The organism is Thermocrispum agreste DSM 44070, from assembly GCF_000427905.1.
Lineage (GTDB): Bacteria > Actinomycetota > Actinomycetes > Mycobacteriales > Pseudonocardiaceae > Thermocrispum > Thermocrispum agreste.
This window is the reverse complement of the sequence record NZ_KE386603.1, coordinates 24076-40361: the sequence shown is the minus strand read 5'-3', so window position 1 is coordinate 40361 and position 16286 is coordinate 24076. Positions and strand designations below refer to the sequence as shown.

General features: G+C 68.5%; 4 protein-coding genes (1 of these 4 running past the window's edge). All 4 read right to left on the bottom strand.

Annotation, left to right across the window (positions count from 1 at the left end; all coding sequences use genetic code 11):
- Positions 1 to 17: 17 nt before the first annotated feature.
- The gene (locus tag YWY_RS23260; RefSeq protein WP_051310143.1) at positions 18 to 1037 is read right to left on the bottom strand and encodes a type VII secretion system-associated protein; all 1020 of its coding nucleotides are present in this window, start codon (positions 1035 to 1037) and stop codon (positions 18 to 20) included.
- Positions 1038 to 1057: 20 nt separating this feature from the next.
- The gene (locus tag YWY_RS0110405) at positions 1058 to 2458 is read right to left on the bottom strand and encodes a hypothetical protein (RefSeq protein WP_028847544.1); all 1401 of its coding nucleotides are present in this window, start codon (positions 2456 to 2458) and stop codon (positions 1058 to 1060) included.
- Positions 2459 to 2560: 102 nt separating this feature from the next.
- Positions 2561 to 3955: a YrhB domain-containing protein gene (locus YWY_RS21410; RefSeq protein WP_051310142.1), complete on the bottom strand. Its 1395-nt coding sequence runs from the start codon at positions 3953 to 3955 to the stop codon at positions 2561 to 2563.
- A gap of 234 nt (positions 3956 to 4189) precedes the next feature.
- Positions 4190 to 16286 carry the final stretch of a WXG100-like domain-containing protein gene (locus YWY_RS24110; RefSeq protein WP_156899194.1) on the bottom strand. 15707 nt of this gene lie beyond the right edge of the window, so 12097 of the gene's 27804 nt are visible here — the last part of the coding sequence; its start codon lies beyond the right edge, outside the window — the gene reads right to left on this strand; it ends in the stop codon at positions 4190 to 4192.

Sequence of the window (16286 nt, the reverse complement as noted above, 5' to 3'; positions counted from 1 at the left end):
TGCTCGACGACGGTTGCTCATGCCTGCGCGGTGGCCAGCGCCGATTTGATCGCACCCCAGCTGACCCGCATGGACGCCTTCGCCCCAGGGTTGAGCAGCAGGTCGATCCCGCTGTCCGGCATCGCCTCGATCAGCTCCTCGATCGTCACGTCCCGCCAGTTCGGCACGTCGATGGTGTCCCGGACGCGGTACGACGACGCGATCAGCACCGACGGCACACCGTCCGGGGCGCGCCGGACAACCGCGACACCGCTGTCGTCCACGGCGATACCGACCAGCGTGTTGGCCAAAGCTCTGACCAACTCGTCGGGGTTGGCTTCGCCTCGCTGCAGCCTGGTCAGCGCGTCGTCGACCGGGTCGAGCGGGGAATCCGGTGAGCAGGGCTGGTAGATCGGGTTGGGCTCGAACTTGCCGTACGGCTCTCCCCGCCGCACCCGCCAGGCGCCGACGACGGCGGTCAACGGCGGCTTGGGCTGTTCCTCGGTCGGTCTCCAGGCCTTGTCGATGAGGAACATGACCCCGTCGTCGGGGCCGAACTCCTGTCCGCCCTCGCCAGCGGTGGACTGCGCGGACGCGTTTCCACCGGGGGCGGGCGAGGCTTCACCCGGCTGCTCGGATCCGGCCGAAGGGGTGGCAGGCTGCTCGGCGCCAGAACCGGCGGCATCGGTCTGCAGCTGCTTCGTCGATTCGGCCTGGTGGTCCTCGGCCGCGACCGCAGCGGCCTTCTTCGCCTTGCTCGTCTTCCTGGTGGTGGCTTTCCTGGTGGTCGCGGGCCCCGCAGCCTTCTTCGTGGCGGCCGGCTTCTTCGCTGCCGACGTCTTCGTGGCCGAGGTGGCCACTTCGGCATCGGCCGGTTTCGCGGTGGTCGCCGCCTTCTTGGTCGCCGCCGACTTCCGGGACGTCGACGCCTTCTTCGTCGGAGCATCCGCCTGGGTCTCGGACGATTGCCTGGTACGCCGAGCGGCCGCCCTGCTCGATGTCTTCTTGGTCGCCTTGCCCGACGTCTTCCGGGTCTCGTCAGCGGGTGATGTGGTCATGACGCACGCCCTGTCTCAAGTCACTCCACACGAGGGAGAGCAATGGTGTCGATCATGCGGGACAACCACGGCAGCTCGGTTCCGTCGCCGGCATCCGGCCCGGAGGCCTCCGCGGCTTCCGGCGGAACGCTCGGTCGGGCCATGACGTCGGTCTGCACCGGCTCCTCGGCCAGCGGATGGCCTGGCCGTCCGTCGGCCAGCTCGGCGCTCGACACCAGCCGCGCCGCGGACCGGGTCGCCACGTCCAGCCGCTCGGCAAGCTGCTCGGCGACGGCGCGCAGCAGATGGGCCGGGCCGTCGTCGCTTTCCTGGTAGACCAGCAGGCAACGCTCGGGATTCAGGGGCACGGTGCGCACGCCCGCCGGGTCGGCCGCGAAGTTCTCCGGGCGGATCCACAGCCCGGCCTGGATCACTTCCACCACGGTTCCCGGCCCCAGCGAATACACCCCCGGTCCGGTCTGGACGGCCCCCATCAGCGGCGCGCGCCACTTCCTGACCAGCGGCGCGGACCCGTCGGGGCGATGGGTGACGACTTGGACGAAAGGACGCCAGCCGGGGGAGCCGTCGGGCCGGAGCGTGATCACGTCCAAGGCCACCGGCGACCCCGCGGGAATGCCGGTGTAACAGGTGATCTCCGTGCCCAACGCCTCGGCGAGGGTCCGCCCGAAGAATTCGTCGCCGACCTGGTCCACCGCCCCGCAGCGCACGAACCGCGCCGCGGTCGCGATCGGCCGCGGCAACGTGCTCCAGTAGCCGACGACGTCCGTCAGCTGGATACCGGGCAGGCCAGCGGCGCCGAGCATGATCGTCGGAGACTGCGGCAGGCACGGCACCATGCCGGTCAGCATCGCGCGTGACGCGGCCAGCAAACGCTCGTCGACGTCCGGCCGCACCCAGGCCCCGGCCGGCACCGGTTCCGCCACGCAGCGCGGACCGACCAGCCTGCCCTGGGCGAGTTCCATCGTGTCCCACACGGGCCGCGGAAACCGTTTGCCGTCCCACATCGGCTGTCCGCCGGGTGGGAAGGCGACCCAGCCGCTTCGCGCGTCGGCGTGCACGAACAGCCAGCCGCGGCCGTAGTGCACCTTCCCGCACGGCGCGATGACCACCCGGCCGACTTCGTTGGCCAGCCACGGCCAGAGCTCACCGGAAGCCTCGAACGGCTCCTGCCCAGGAACGATCCGCATCGGACGGGGGCTGCGGGGCACCGCGCTGGCGAACCGCCGCCACACCTGCGTCGGCGAGCGCAGCGGGATGTCCGCCACGACCACGTCGGCCGTCGGGTCCGGGGGCAGCGACTCGGCGAGCACCCGGACACCCGTGCTGACCTGCGCATCGGCGTGGACCACCAGCGTGTGCCCGATCCGGGTGGCGGCATACCCCTTGCGGAGGCTCTTGGTGAGCGACCTCGGCAGCGACATCGGCCTCCTCTCCGTCCTGGTCATCGGCCGCTGCGCCACTGCCCGGGCTCCGCTGCCGGGGCCGGACCGTGCGGCGGAGGGCACCGCCCACCCGGGTCGCCTTCACGCGGCCGTTTCGACCTTCGGTGCGCCTTCCGTCCGGTCCTGCGCCGTGTCCGTCTCGTTCTCGGCGTCCTGTCCTGCCTCGTTCGCGTCTTCCTGCTCGTTCTCGTCGGTCGGCGCCGGAAGGTCGAATCTGATTACATGCACGGCCAGCGGCTCCGGCTCGTTCATCGGTTCGCCGGTTTCGGCATCGAGCAGCAACGCCTCCCCGTCCTCGTCGACGAACCCGATGAACACGTTGCCCACGGTTTCCCGGTCGCGGTGATCCCGCCGCCGCGCCCACACCACCACGCGCTGTCCCGCCGGTAGCTCGGCAATCTCCTCGAGCACGTCGTCCCAGCTGTGGTGGGTGCTCGCCTCGTACGGGACGTCGAGGTCCATGGCCAGTTCTTCGAGCCAGTGCAGCTCCGCAGGGTCCGGTGGCGGCGGTTCCCGCAGGTTCTCCACACCGTGGTCCCACGCGTGCACCCAGCCCCACGGGTCGTCCAGCGGCAGGCCGAACGGCTCCTCACCGGGTTCCTTGGGGACCACCACCGCGGCGTGCAGCGTCTGGTGCCGCCAGTCGCCGCTGTCCAGGTACCGCTTCGTCGCGCAGGCGAACAACCAGCCCCGCTCCATCTCGTCGTCTTCGTGCGGATCGACCAGTTGCATCGCGTCGCCGTAGTGGACGGTGAGCCAGCTTTCCGCTTTCCGCACCGCCGACTCCAGGTCGGGCGCGGACACCAGGGTGGGCATCACCGGCTCCGCCCACAACGGTTCCTTGCCGGTGAAGCGGGCCAGCACCAGGCTGTCGACCACGTCGTCGTCGACCAGCGCGATGTCCCCGAGCTGCGGATCGAGCAGCATCGCCTCGCCGTTGTCGTAGCAGGCGTACAGCAGATGCCCAGTGAAGTCCATGCCGGCGAACCGCCTGCGCAGCCACACCACACCGCGGGTGTCCGGTCCGCCGTCCAGGACGGCGGACCGCACCTCGTCCCACGTCGCGCAGGTAGCGACTTCGGCGTCCGGGAAGTGCTGGTCGAGCAGCCGCTGCCACCAGCCGGGCGCCTCGTCCTCCGGGCGCCACCCCAGCGCAGAAGCCGGCCGGTTGCTCAGCTCCGCATGCGCGGCGACGAGGCTCCCGCGAGCGTTGAGCCCCCAGCGCCAGTTGACGACGTCGATGTCCTCGATGTCGCCGAACGGGCGAGCGTTCGGCAAGGGGAACGGCTCCGAGCCGTCCTTCGGGACCGCCAGCGTGACGGCAAGAAGCTTGTCGTCCGGCTTGGCATCGGCGTACGCACAGCTGAAGTACGTCGCCCAGGTGGACTCCACCGACGGCTGATCGCTCACCACGACAAGCCCGCCGTAGGTGCGGTCCAGCCATTCCCGGGCCCGCTTCACCGGTTCGTCGGCCATGCTCGCCCGCCTTTCTGCGATCTCGCTACGCACCTGGGTTCGCCGCGGCTGACGTCATGCACCTGGCCGGGCGGCCGTGTCGGACGATGCACCGTCGCCGCTCGTGCGCGGCTCCATCTCTCACCACGTCGAGCTGGCCCGTCGTGGTTCGTTCTCCCCGTCCGGGGCCGCCACGTGCCGGGTCCGGTGAAGCCCTTGCTCACTCGTGCGCCGTGGCACACGAAGCCGGCTGCGTCATCGGGCCCCGCCCTCGCTCGCCGGTGGCTGTTCGGCGATGGTGTCGGCGTACGAAGGTGGTGGCACGAGAAGCGCGCGGGGGATCTGGTTCCCTTCGGAGTCGACCGCGTACAGATAGAACCGGCCCGAGCCGAGATCGTGCGGGTTCGGCACCGGCTCGCCACGGGTCATGGTCAACACGTCGGCGCTGGCCGCCCATGGGTTGGTGGTGACGCGAGCGATCACCGCGAGAGCGAAACCGGTCCGCTGTTGGAAAGCCTCGTCGGCCAGGTGCTCCAGAACCTTGATCAGGGCGTAGCGATTGTTGGTGACGAAATCCAGCGTGTGATCGTCGTAGAAAGGTACCGCGTCCGGACCGTGAGAAATGCGGTTCAGAAGGTAGGTGGCCGTGTCGCCACCCGACGAACGGTCGAGCGCCCACGCGAGATCGATCGACGTCCCGATCCGCTGTAGCGATGCCGGATGGGCCGGCACCAGCGATCCGGCAAGGGTACGTCCGCCTCGTTCGGCGTACCAGTAGAGGTCGTTCGCATTGACGATCTCGGCGACGTCCGCTAGCTGCTGAACCTTGCGGGAGGTCCCGTGTGCGTCGCTGCCATCGGCGAAGAACACGTCGATGCCCCGGGAGAAGGGATGGCGCGTGAGGATCCACGCGCGGGTCTGACCGGTCACACTGAGCACGACGGCTCGGGTCGAGTGGAATTCCGGCAGGAACGACGAGCGTTCCCGACCGTTCAGCAGGAATTCGATCCGGTCCAGGTCGTACACCGGATCGAACCGGGCAGGCCACGACGACTGCTGCGCCCTCTCGGGCTCCTGCCACTGCCGTTTGACGAGCTCGAGATTGACGCGAGAGAACTCCCTCGGTGTGGTGGTCCGCTGCGCGGGGTCGAACTGCTTGTTGGCCGCATCCACCATCTCGGCGCTGATCGGGAACCGCCGCAACGGGACCGACCACGACCGCCCGTACGGCGGCGGATTCAGCAGTTCGATGGAAATGGGCTCCCCGCTGTGGTCTGCCGCGTACAGGTAGTACCCGCCCGGCCGGCTGAGATCGTGCAGCTGCGGCAATGTGCCCGAGGCGATGTCCTCCGACGTGACGGCCCACGCGTCGAGGTATCGGCGATTCCAATGGTCGATCCAATCGCGCACGACGACCGCGACAGCGGAGTCTTCCGCCAGGCCGCGTAAAACCTCGTGAACAGCGCTCGGGTCCACCGACACGAAGTCGGCTCGGAAGGCGTCGCTGTCCCGGATGGCCGAAAGATCCCCGTGCACGGCGGCCAGTGCCTCTTCGACCCTTTCCCGGTTGCTGCCGAACGCGAGCACATCGCGCAGCCCAAGCGAGAGACCGTCGCCATAGCGAGGTGGCGCATCCGGCGAATCGGGGTTGACGGTGAACAGATCAGGGCGCGGCTGCTGGGACTCGGCCCCACCCCAGCTGGTCTTGCCGCCGGTGTGCGCATACATGTAAAGCTGGTGCGGTTCCCCCATGTCGACTTCTGCCAGCGGGCGCGCGGTGCCGTCCGGGAAGTACACCTGCGGCTCCACCGTGTTGGCGTCGACCCGTGCGCCGACGAGCCACGCGCCGACGGTGTCCCCGTCGATGCTCACCACGATGGCGGTGGTCTCTTTCGCGACGCGCGGCCCTCCGCTCTCCAGGAAGCGGCTGATCGCCTCCTTGCCGTGGACCGGACCGAACTCCACCGGCCACGGCGCCCCGGTCAGCCGCCACCATGACTGGGCACGCTCCAGATTCCTGGCGCTGGCGGGGTTGGTGTCGGCCGCCCACTGCAGCATGTCGGCGGTGACCGGCCCCCGCATCACCACCTGCTGCTCATCGCCGCGCGCGCCGGCCACGGTTGCCGACGCACTGTGGTCCGCAGGCAACGTGAGGGCGTCGAGGGGTAACGGGTTCCCCCGGTCGTCGACCGCGAACGCGAAGAACGCGCCGTCCTCGGCGAGCTCTCGCAACCGCGGTCGATCCTGACCGGGTTCGATCAACCAGCTGTCGGCGAACCACCGGTTCCAATCGTCGACCCGCACCCGCGCGAGCAATGCGCCACCGAAGTCCTCCCGATCGACCAGATTCTGCAGCACAGCGTCGGCGTCGGCCCGCTCGGTGGCAAAGAGGTGTGCTTCGGTGGCCGCCAGGACCTCAGGCGTAGCGCGGTCGCCCAGCGTCCGGTGAATCCAGTGGGCCACCTCGGGGTGGGTGCCGTCATTGGCCACGGACATCACCCCCAGCGAGCGGATCGAGGGATGCCACGGTGGCAACCGATCATTCGCGCCGTGATTCATCGCCCCCACAGCGGTCACCCCGGCCACAGCTGCGTAAAGGTAGATCCCCTGTGGCTCACCGAAGTCGACCTCGCTGAGGCTCCGCTCGGTGCCGTCGGCGAAGATCACCGCCATCTCGAGGGAATCGCCGGCCGCCATGCCTTTGATCACCCACGTGCGCGTCACGCCGCCGCCGTAGACACCGACCGCGACTCCGGCAACCACCCCACCGGAGCTCTCGGTGAGCCCGGCGCGTATGGACCGTTCGATGGCCGTTCGGTCAACCGGCGAGGCGCCTTCACCCACTGGGGCGAATTCGCTGGGCCAGGGTCTGCCGCTAAGGGCCCAGACGCGCTGAGCTCGCTCAAGGCTCACCCGGCTGGCCTCGTCCGTGGTTGCGCGTTCGAGCGTCGCGTCGGTGATCGGCTCCCGCCAGCGAACCGGCGCCTGGCCGGTGGCGGTTGGTGCCGTTTCACCGTGGTCGATCTGCGCCGTGTAGTGCTCCATCGGGATGGATTCACCCGAGGAATCCAGCGCGAACACGTAGAACCACTCGGCTTCGCCACCGAGCTCGGTCGCCGTCGGCAGATCGTCGCCAGGCCGGATGGTCCAGGTGTCGACGAACGACCGGTCCCACACGTCGGTGCGCAACCCGGCGACCACAGCGACCTTGAAATCCCGTTCGTTCAGCTGGTGCAGGCTCGAGACCACGTCCGACGGAGCCACCGAAAGCAACGGCACCCGCTGTCCTTCCAGGGCGCGCACTGCGGATTCGCCGACGATCCGGGTCAACTGGCTGCGCAACGGACCACGGTTGTCCACGTCCTGATTCGTGCCGTAGTCGAGCACGTCCACCACACCGATGGAGTGATACTCCTCGCTCCACACGTCCGGCACCTGGTACGCATTCGCGTCACGTGAGCCGACAACGTCATCCCAATCGCGTACCACGTACGCGTAGAGGTCGCCGGGCCCCCCGAAATCGGGCCTGACGCCTTCAGGATGTGTCGTGATCTCCCCGAACGCGTTCTGGAACACCATCAACGCCCGCAGTTGGCCAGCCGGCTTGGCCGTCAGCACGATCGCTCCGCCGACTTTGTCCGGCTGCTGCCGCAGCACGCCGTAGACCTCCTCGATGTCACGGACCGGCGCGAACACCTGGGGTTCGGGGAACCTGACCAGCCGCCAGTCCGACATCACCCGGTTGAAGATCCGCGAGCTTTCCAGATCCCCCCATCGGATGCGCGCGTCCAGGATCTCGGACACGTCGTCCATCCACACGGGCAACCGGCGCCACGGCAGCTGAGGCGAGGTCTGCCCCACGGCCGGACCGTCTGCCGGATGCTGCGCGGGCGCAGCCTGCTCGGTGTCGTGCGCGCCGGCTGGCTCCTGGTTGCCGTGGTCGACTGCCGAGGCCCCGTCGCCCTGCTCCTCCGGCGACGGGTCGCCCGACCGCTCCCCACCAGAACCCGACCCGTCCGCCTCAGACCGATCCGCCGACGGCACCTCACCGGCCGAAGTGTTCTCGGCCGCTGAGGTGACGTCACCGGTCTGTGCGTCGACGACGTCGGCGGGCTGCGTGCCCGAGGTGTCTGCTCCGCCGCGGAGGTTGGGGGCGTCGACGGGATGCCCCGGTTGGCCGGTGGGTGGTGAAGGGTGCGTGGGTGGGGTGGCGGCATGCGGACCACCGAAGAAGTCGGGGTCGATGGGGGCATATCCGATGCGGCCGGACAACCAGTTCGCGGTGGTGTTGGCCGCGGTGTCGAGGGTGCCGATCTGCTGGTTGGCCACGTCCACGATCACCACCCGCCCCTGCGGGTCGCGGTGCGCCAGCACGAAATGCCCGACCTGGCCGGGATCGGCAGGCGCGTAGTAGGCGACCCCCATCGCCTGCTCACCCGGCTGGCGCTGCAGCTCGTCGACAATCACCCGAGCCGGGTCGTCACCCTCCACCCATCGCATCGTCTCGCCGAGCAGCTGATTGACGTCCCCCACCGCCTGGGCCACACCCTCACCACTGGCCAGATACGGCCTGCCCTCCCACAGCGCGAACGCCGCCTGCACCACCCTCTCCAGGCAGTCCTGCAGCGACTCGCCGACCCGCGACCGCAACCCAGCCAGCAGCTCGCCGTACACATCACTGAAGAACCGCTGCGCCGCCTCCCGCGAGGCAAACCGCTCCCACACCACCACCTCACCCGCACCCAGCCCACCTGCCCGCTCCGCCGACAGCACACCCGCCGGCTCCCCGTACTGCAACCCGGCGACCCCTCCCTGCAAACCGACACCGACCCCACCGCCCAAGCCCTGGGACGACGGCGCATCCGCACCGTCCCGGCCGGGCGCCTCGTCACCGGCTGCCGCGGACTCACCGAGATCCGGACGGACGCTGACGTCAGCGGTCTGCCCATCGGACGCTCGGCCGGAGACGCCCCCATGTCCGGCGCGGTCCTGCTCCACCTGCGTCGGCGTGCGAGCCAGGAATTCGACCCGCGAACTGAGGGGCAGCCGGCCGAAACCACCGGCCTCCGGGTCGATCACGTCGATGCGCCCGGAACGCTCTCGATGGAGGATCACGTAACCTTCGCCGTTCCGGACGATCACCGCACTCCGGGTGTCGGTCAAGTGCGGCCAGACGTCGGCCCACGGCCCATTGGTCATCGCCGCGAAACGGTCAGCGGCCAACGCCTCGTAGCGCTCGACCTCGCTCCTCTCCCGGAAGGCCGTGCGCCGGGCCAGCGAGTCCGCGATCCCCAACGCCCGCGCGGCACCTTCCAGCTGTGCGGCGGCATTCCCGTCGAACGCCCACCCGTAACGCAGATCGAAAGCCAACTCCGCGTGGCTGTCGCTCACGAACAAGTCCCTCGTCGTCAGCCAGCCGTCCACCGCACCCGACGCGGTCACCTGATGCGTGCTGAACCGCACGTTCTCCCCAGCAGGCAGCCGACCGAACCCAGGACCCTTCGGATCGATCACGTGAACCGGGCCACCGGCATCCTTGCGATGCAAGATCAGATAGTTCTTGCCCTGGGCGGCCACCACGGCGCGCGGTCCCGAACCACCCCGCAAGAACTCCCACACCTGGTCCCAAGTGCCCTCCCGCATGCGTTCCCGCCGCGCGTGGATCTCCGCCTTGCGGACCAGATGCGACAGCCCCTCCGGTGAGAGGGGCCGCTCCAGCAACAAGGAGTCCACGAGACCGAAGGCCCTGGCGACGTCCGGGTACAGCCTTGCGGCGACATTCGACTCTTCATCGAACGCCCACCCGTATCGCTCGTTGAACAGCTCCGCCCGGTCACCCTCCGGCACCGAATCCCACGACACCACCTCGATCCGCGGTGAGCCGCCTGCCGGCGAGGCATGCGCGTCTTCGACTCCCGAGCCGGGGACGGGGTCGGCCGCGTGGAACTGTTCGCCTCGTCGAACATCCAGGGCGGACGAGTCGGACGAGACCACCTCTGCGGGTGCCGGCCCACCGGTGTCCTCCGCCGACAACACGGCTGCGGGCTCAGCGTGCGTGGGCCCTCCAGCTCCACCCGGCAAGGACGCGCCGGGCCCACCACCGACACCTGATGCCCCGCGCTCGCCCCCGGCACTCGAACCCTCGGCCGCGGCGTACTTCGTCCAGCGCGAGAGGTCCGCTTGACGGTGCGGCCACTCGTGCTCAGGCGCAGACGCGAGTTCCCTCAGCAGCACGGCCGCCGACACATCCGTATCCGACATGATCATCGTGGTGATGTTCCTGGCCGCACGCCTGCCCGAAACGAAGTCCTCGAACGTGAACTCGACCGCACCGAACCTGAGCGCGGACGCTATTACTTTCGTGAGGCCTGCACGCCTCGGGTCGTCCTCAGGAATACGCGGAGCACCGCGCTCATCGATCGCCGCGGCAATTGCTTCTGAAGCTGGCCCCTCCACGATCCGCCGGGTCATTTCGCTGATCGCCTCGAGCTCGTCGACGGCGGCCTTCACCAGGAAGTCCCACGGAAGCACCGCAATAGGATCGGGCGCAATGTCGGGCCGGCGGGCCAGCTGGGCGGCCAACTCGACTGCTTCGTCACGTCCCTTCGACAGGTACTGATAAGCCACAAGATCGCGGAATTGCTGGAACTGCCACCAGGTGGCGACCGGGGCTGCGTATCCGATGCCCTCGAGGATACGCACAGCTTCTGCTTTCGCATCGGATACTTCCGGATGGGTCAGCTTCCCCGACCGGCCGTCCCGTCCTTGGTCGGCGTGGGAAGCGTCTTCGCCCCGGTACGCTTCGGCGTCGCTGTCGGAGTCGTATTCTCTCTTGCTCGCCCGCATTCGCCGGCCATGCCAGAAATCCGTGTGTTGCGCCTTCTCCAGCGCCTGCACCGTCTCACCGAGCGGCCGGCTACCGTCGAACAGTTCAACCAGGTCCTTCGCCGGCATCGGTCGGAAACCGTGCCCGACGAGCAACGCCGGCAGCATCAGGTGCAAGTTGAGCCGGCCGTTGGTGTCCTGGAAGGGATGAACGATGTGCGTGGCTCGCACCACCTGGGCGATCGCCCGCAACCGCTCGGAGTCCGATCGCGCGTCGTCGATCCCGCGGTTGAACTCGGCGAACAAGTCCTCGAGAATGGTTACGACCTCACGTTCGCCGTAGTTCACCTCGTACCAGATTTCTCCGGGCTGCTGCTCCCTTGCGACAACCAACGGAACCACGTTGGACGCGCCGCTTTTTTCCCACACCTCGGCGGGCAACACCAATGGCCGACCGGCAATGACTTCATCGAAGACGTCCGGCGCAATCTTCGTGCCGAAAACCGGGAATTCTCCACCAATCTCGTTCCACATCAATTGTTCGCCGGACTCACCGGTGACCAGACGGTGCGCATGCTTGTACCAGTCGACCGAGAGCTTGGTCACCCCGCCGGTGAGCAAGACCTCCTCGTAAGCGCGCTCCAACCGCGCTTGGAAACCACGCGACTTCTCGCGGTCGTACATCTCACCGGGGTTGTCGCGGTAATACCGCTCCGCATAGCGCACGTCGCGCGGCCACAGATACAGGCGATGCCACTTGTTCCGGTGTTCGGCGATCTCCTGGACGATCGCCGCAGTTCGTGACTCCCGACTGGTTGCCGAATCGCCGCCAAATTCGCTACGGAACCCGCGCTGCGGAGATGTCGCGGGCTGCGCAGCACGACTCGACGTGCCGGCAGGCGACTCTCCCCGGCTCCCGGCACCGGACCCTGCCGAGGTGCCGCCACCCCCGTGCGCAGAGTCGCGGCCGGTCGGGAGACCACCGGGTTCGTCGCCGGACGTGGTGCGGTAGCTGGTTCGATCGTGGTCGAACTGTGCCCGGTCACGGGTCAGGTAACGCACGCTCGGATCGACTGGCAAGCGGCCGAATGCGCCGGTTCCCGAGGGGTCGATCACGTTGATGTGTCCGGAACGGTCCTTGTGCAAGACCACGTATTGTTGACCGTTCTCGACGATCACCGCGCCCCGGTCGGTGCCCCGCAGGAAGTTCCAGACGTCACTCCACGGCCCATGGCTCATGCCCTGGAACCGGTGCTCGGCAGCGTCCTTGAGATAGCCGACGTCAGCCATCCCCGAGAACGACTTGCGTTGCACCAAGGAATCCGCGACCCCGAGGGCGCGCTGCTGCACATCCGAAATCCGAGTGATGGGGGTTTCGTCGAACACCCACTCGTAGCGGCTCGTGAATTCTTCCTTCGCGAATGCGGCGTCCAGGAACGAGTCCTGGGTCCTTATCAGGCCCTCCACGGCGCCCGACTCCGTCAGTTGCTGGGGCAGGAAGTGGACGGGCTCGCCTTCGGGCAGCCGGCCGAACCGGCGGCCGGTCGGATCGATCACATGGACCGGGTCACCAGCATCCTTACGATGCAAGAGCAGGAAGTCGTTCCGATCGGGAACCACCACGACACGTGGCCCGTGACCGCCCCGCAGGAAATCCCACACCTCGCCCCACGAACCTGTCCGCATGCGCTCGAACCGGGCGTCGTGTTCCACCGCTCGCAACAGATGCGCGACCGACTGCTCGGACGGGAATGGCCGGTTCAGCAGGAACGAGTCCACCAGACCCAAGATCCGTGCACGACCCAACGGCAAGTGCTTCGCCGCCGCGTTCGTCTCGGTATCGAACATCTGCTTGTAACGGGTGTCGAACACCGGCTTCCGCTCTTCCGGTGACAGCGAGTCCCACGCCACCAGCTCGACCGGCCCCTGATCACCGGTGGACCGCACCGGCTCGCCTGAGCCGGATCCAGCGGATTCCTGACCCGTCAGTGGTGTGGTCGTGTCGGTGTGCGTGACCGGCCCAGGGCGCGTCGTGCCGCCGGCCGACGCGGGCACTTCCGGCGCCGATCTCGCAACTGTCGCGTCGGCGCCGTCTCGGGCGGTGATGCCGCTACCGCCCGTTGGAGCCTCGCCGGGTGCACGCCCGGTACCCGGCTCCGTGGAGGTGGCGCCGTCGCCGTGCTCGGCGAGCTGTTCGCCCGTCATGACCCACACATCCGTGCGGTCAGGCAGGTTGCCCAACGTCCTGCCGGCCACATCGATGACGTCGATCATTCCGTTGCCGAGCCGGTGCAGGACGAGATGGGTTTCCTCCGCGCCCTCGCCATAACGGATGACGGCCAGCTCGTCGTTCCACTCGTTTCGGATGTCCTCCAATACCGAGGTCAACTGGCCCGGCCGCATGCGCGCGAACCACGCGTCGGCATTCGCCACCCGGCTCCGCACCCCGGACAGATCGACCCGGCTGCCGACCCCCGATCTCTGAGTCAGCAGCTCCGCCAGCGCGGCAACCTGAGTACGGCCGTCCCGGCTCCCAGCCACGACGTCCTCCAGCTGCTCCAACACCCGGCGGTAGCGGTCCTGGAAGTACGACGCCGCCTGCTGCGTCCCCAGCCGGTCCCGCGTGACGAACGGCGAATTCGCCAGCCCGGACTGGTCGTCGTCCGAGTCGGGCGATTCATCCGACGGCTCGCCCCGGCGCTCGCCCTCGGTCTCGGCCGTGGGAGCGTCCTGCCCCGCCGGGTCGGCCGGACGAGTGCCGGGCCTCGCGCCATCCTGAGCTTCCGCACCCGAGGGAGCAGCAGACGAACCGTCGGACTCCCATGCGATGCCGAGACCGGCCGCGGTGTCCTCCGGCTCTGGCGTGGGCTCGCCGGACGGTCCGGTACGGGTGTCGGTGCCCTGGCTCGCCGACGCCGGGGACAAGCGTTCCTGCGCGGGCGAAGCGGTGACGGGTTCCTCGGTGATGGCGGGTGTGCCGGTGAATGCCGACCGCAATCCGCGACGACCGCCCGTCGTACCCGCCTGCGCCGAGTCGGTCGAGAAGGACCGGCTCGGACTTCCGCTCACGCGCGGATCTTCGCCCGCGGCGGCGGGTTCCGGGAGGTCGAATCTCACGGCCTTCTTGGGACCGGCCGCCGGGCCCTGCCGCAGTGCCGGCCGGCGAGGCGCGGGGTCCTGAGCCCCGTGACCGGACGCGGGTTCGCGCGAACTCCCGGCGGCGCCCGCGCTTGACGATTCCTCCGGCCCGACCTGTGGACCAGCGACCTGACCGGAGCCCTCGTGCCCGTCACCGCCCGCTGAACGTGACCACACCGCCGCCGCTTCGAACGCCGATTCCGAGCCTTCCGGAGAACTCCACGAGTTCAGCGGCGTGGTTGTCGGCGCTTCCGTCGCCGCCTCCGAACCGCGGCTGCTGCCGACAGTGCCGGCCCGCCCCGACGCCGCCGATGTGGCATCGGACCGGCGCGCAGAACTGTCGAGAGGCTGCCGTGCCGATGCTTCTTCCGTCTCGGGTCCGACTGCCTCGCCCTGCTGACGAACGTCCTCGAATCCCTCGACGTCGGACACCGGGTCGAAGAGTTCGGTCCGGTGGGTGGTGCGCCCGTCGTGGGACATCGGCATGAACTTCACGACGCGGTCTCTCGGCACGGTGCCGAGCTCCCCGGTCACGACGTCGATGACGTTGATCAACCGGTCCTCGCCGTTGAAGTGTGCGATGACGTAGTTCTGACCGTCCTCGATGATCACGCCCGTGACGTCGTCCGAGTTTTCGTACAGGTACCCCAGGATGTCCTCCAGGGTCCCCGAGCTGAGATTGGCGAACTTCGCGTCCACATTCCCAGCCCATTGCCGGACGTGATCGGTGTCGACCCATTCCCACATCGGCCTTCGCTGGGTCAATGCGTCCGCCATCGCCAGCGCTTTCGCCCGCCGGTCCGCCACGTTCGTCACGTCGACGTCCGCGAACGGGCGGAACATGTTGCCGTAGTGGAGCTGGAAATGATCGCGCGCTTCTTCGGCCGAATCGAACCAGTCCCGCGTCACGAACACATCGGCCGCTTGCTCGAACTCGGGCACCAGCTGGTCATCGGACGCCGGGTGGCGGGCGTCGCTCTCGTTCGTGGCAGCGACCTCAGCGTCCGAGCGCGCTTCGGTCCGCGAAGCGGGCTCAGCGGGCGGCGTGGTCTCGGCCGGGGGCACCGGTTCGGTCTGCGGTAGGGCCTGGTGGGACTCGGCAGGCCGCGCCGCCCGGTCATGTTCGACCTGCGCCAGGTCGCGAACCATGTACTCGACGGTCCTGTCGGCCGCGTCCGCAGGCAGCCGGTCGTAGCCTCCTCGGATCGGATCGATCACGCTGACCTGTCCGGCCTCGGTACGGTCGAGGAAGAAGTAGCGCTGACCGTCGCGAACGATCGCCAGCCGTGGTTGCGAGCCGCCACGCAATTGCCCCAGCACCTCGCTCCACGTGCCGGAGAGCATGTTCGCGAAACGGTTCTCGCTCACTCGCGCCAGATAGGCGAGGTCTTCCTCAGCGCGATACGGCTCGCGACGCAGCACGGAATCCGCCAGCCCGAGAATCCGTGCCCGCTCGTCGGACAGCCTTGCCGCCGGGGTTTCGCCGAGGACGTTGCCGTAATGCTCCGCGAACGCCAGATCCGCATCCTCGTGCCAGGTGTCGACCGTGGTGAGCCATCCGTCGATCCCGCCGGACTCGGTCCGCTCGTGTGTCAGGAACCGAACGTTCTGCCCGGTGGGCAGATTGCCGAACGTTCGATTCGCCACGTCGATGACGTGCACCGGGGAATCAGGACCGTTCCGGTGCAAAATCAGGTGATTGCCGTCATGCGGAACGATCACTGCCCGCGGGCGCGGAGCGTCGCGCAGCTGGTCCCACACCTGCTTCCAGGTTCCCTCCCGCATGCGCTCGAACCGCGCATCCACCTCTGCCTGCTGCAAAAGATGGCTGACTTGCTTCCTGGACAAGAACGGTTCGTTCAGCAGCAGCGAGTCCACCACACCGAGCACGCGCTGACGCTCGGAGGGCAAGCCGGCCACACCCGCGTTCGCCCTCTCATCGAAGGCCCACGCATAGTGGGAATCGAAGAGCTCCGCGCTTTCCCCCGGTCGCAGCGAATCCCCGGTGACGACCGAAACGCCCTCAATCGATCGCGTGCCGGACGCCGCGCCGCCCCGGTCGTTCGTAGTACCTGCCGCGGCCCCGTCCGAGGCCTGCGTGGTCTCTCGGGCAGCCTCCGCACCAGGAACGGAGGCCCGCTCGCTCTGCTGGGTCGAGGATCGTTCCCCGCTCGGCCCCGAACCCCCGTTGTCCGGCGGCTCGGCCGACGTCGGACGAGCCGGCTGCGTCGAACTCCGGCCCGGACCGACCAGTTCCACCTCGGTGAAGCGAACCGTCTGATCGGGATGCAGTCGAGCGAGCTCTTGCCGGTGCACGTCGAAGACGGCGAACTGACGTGAACCGTTGCCCCTGTGCGCGATGATGTGCTCGGTGCCGCGCTCGACAATC

Excerpts from the sequence above, each read along its gene's own strand:
- YWY_RS23260 (WP_051310143.1), bottom strand. The coding sequence starts at position 1,037 with ATGACCACATCACCCGCTGACGAGACCCGGAAGACGTCGGGCAAGGCG.
- YWY_RS0110405 (WP_028847544.1), bottom strand. The coding sequence starts at position 2,458 with ATGTCGCTGCCGAGGTCGCTCACCAAGAGCCTCCGCAAGGGGTATGCC.
- YWY_RS21410 (WP_051310142.1), bottom strand. The coding sequence starts at position 3,955 with ATGGCCGACGAACCGGTGAAGCGGGCCCGGGAATGGCTGGACCGCACC.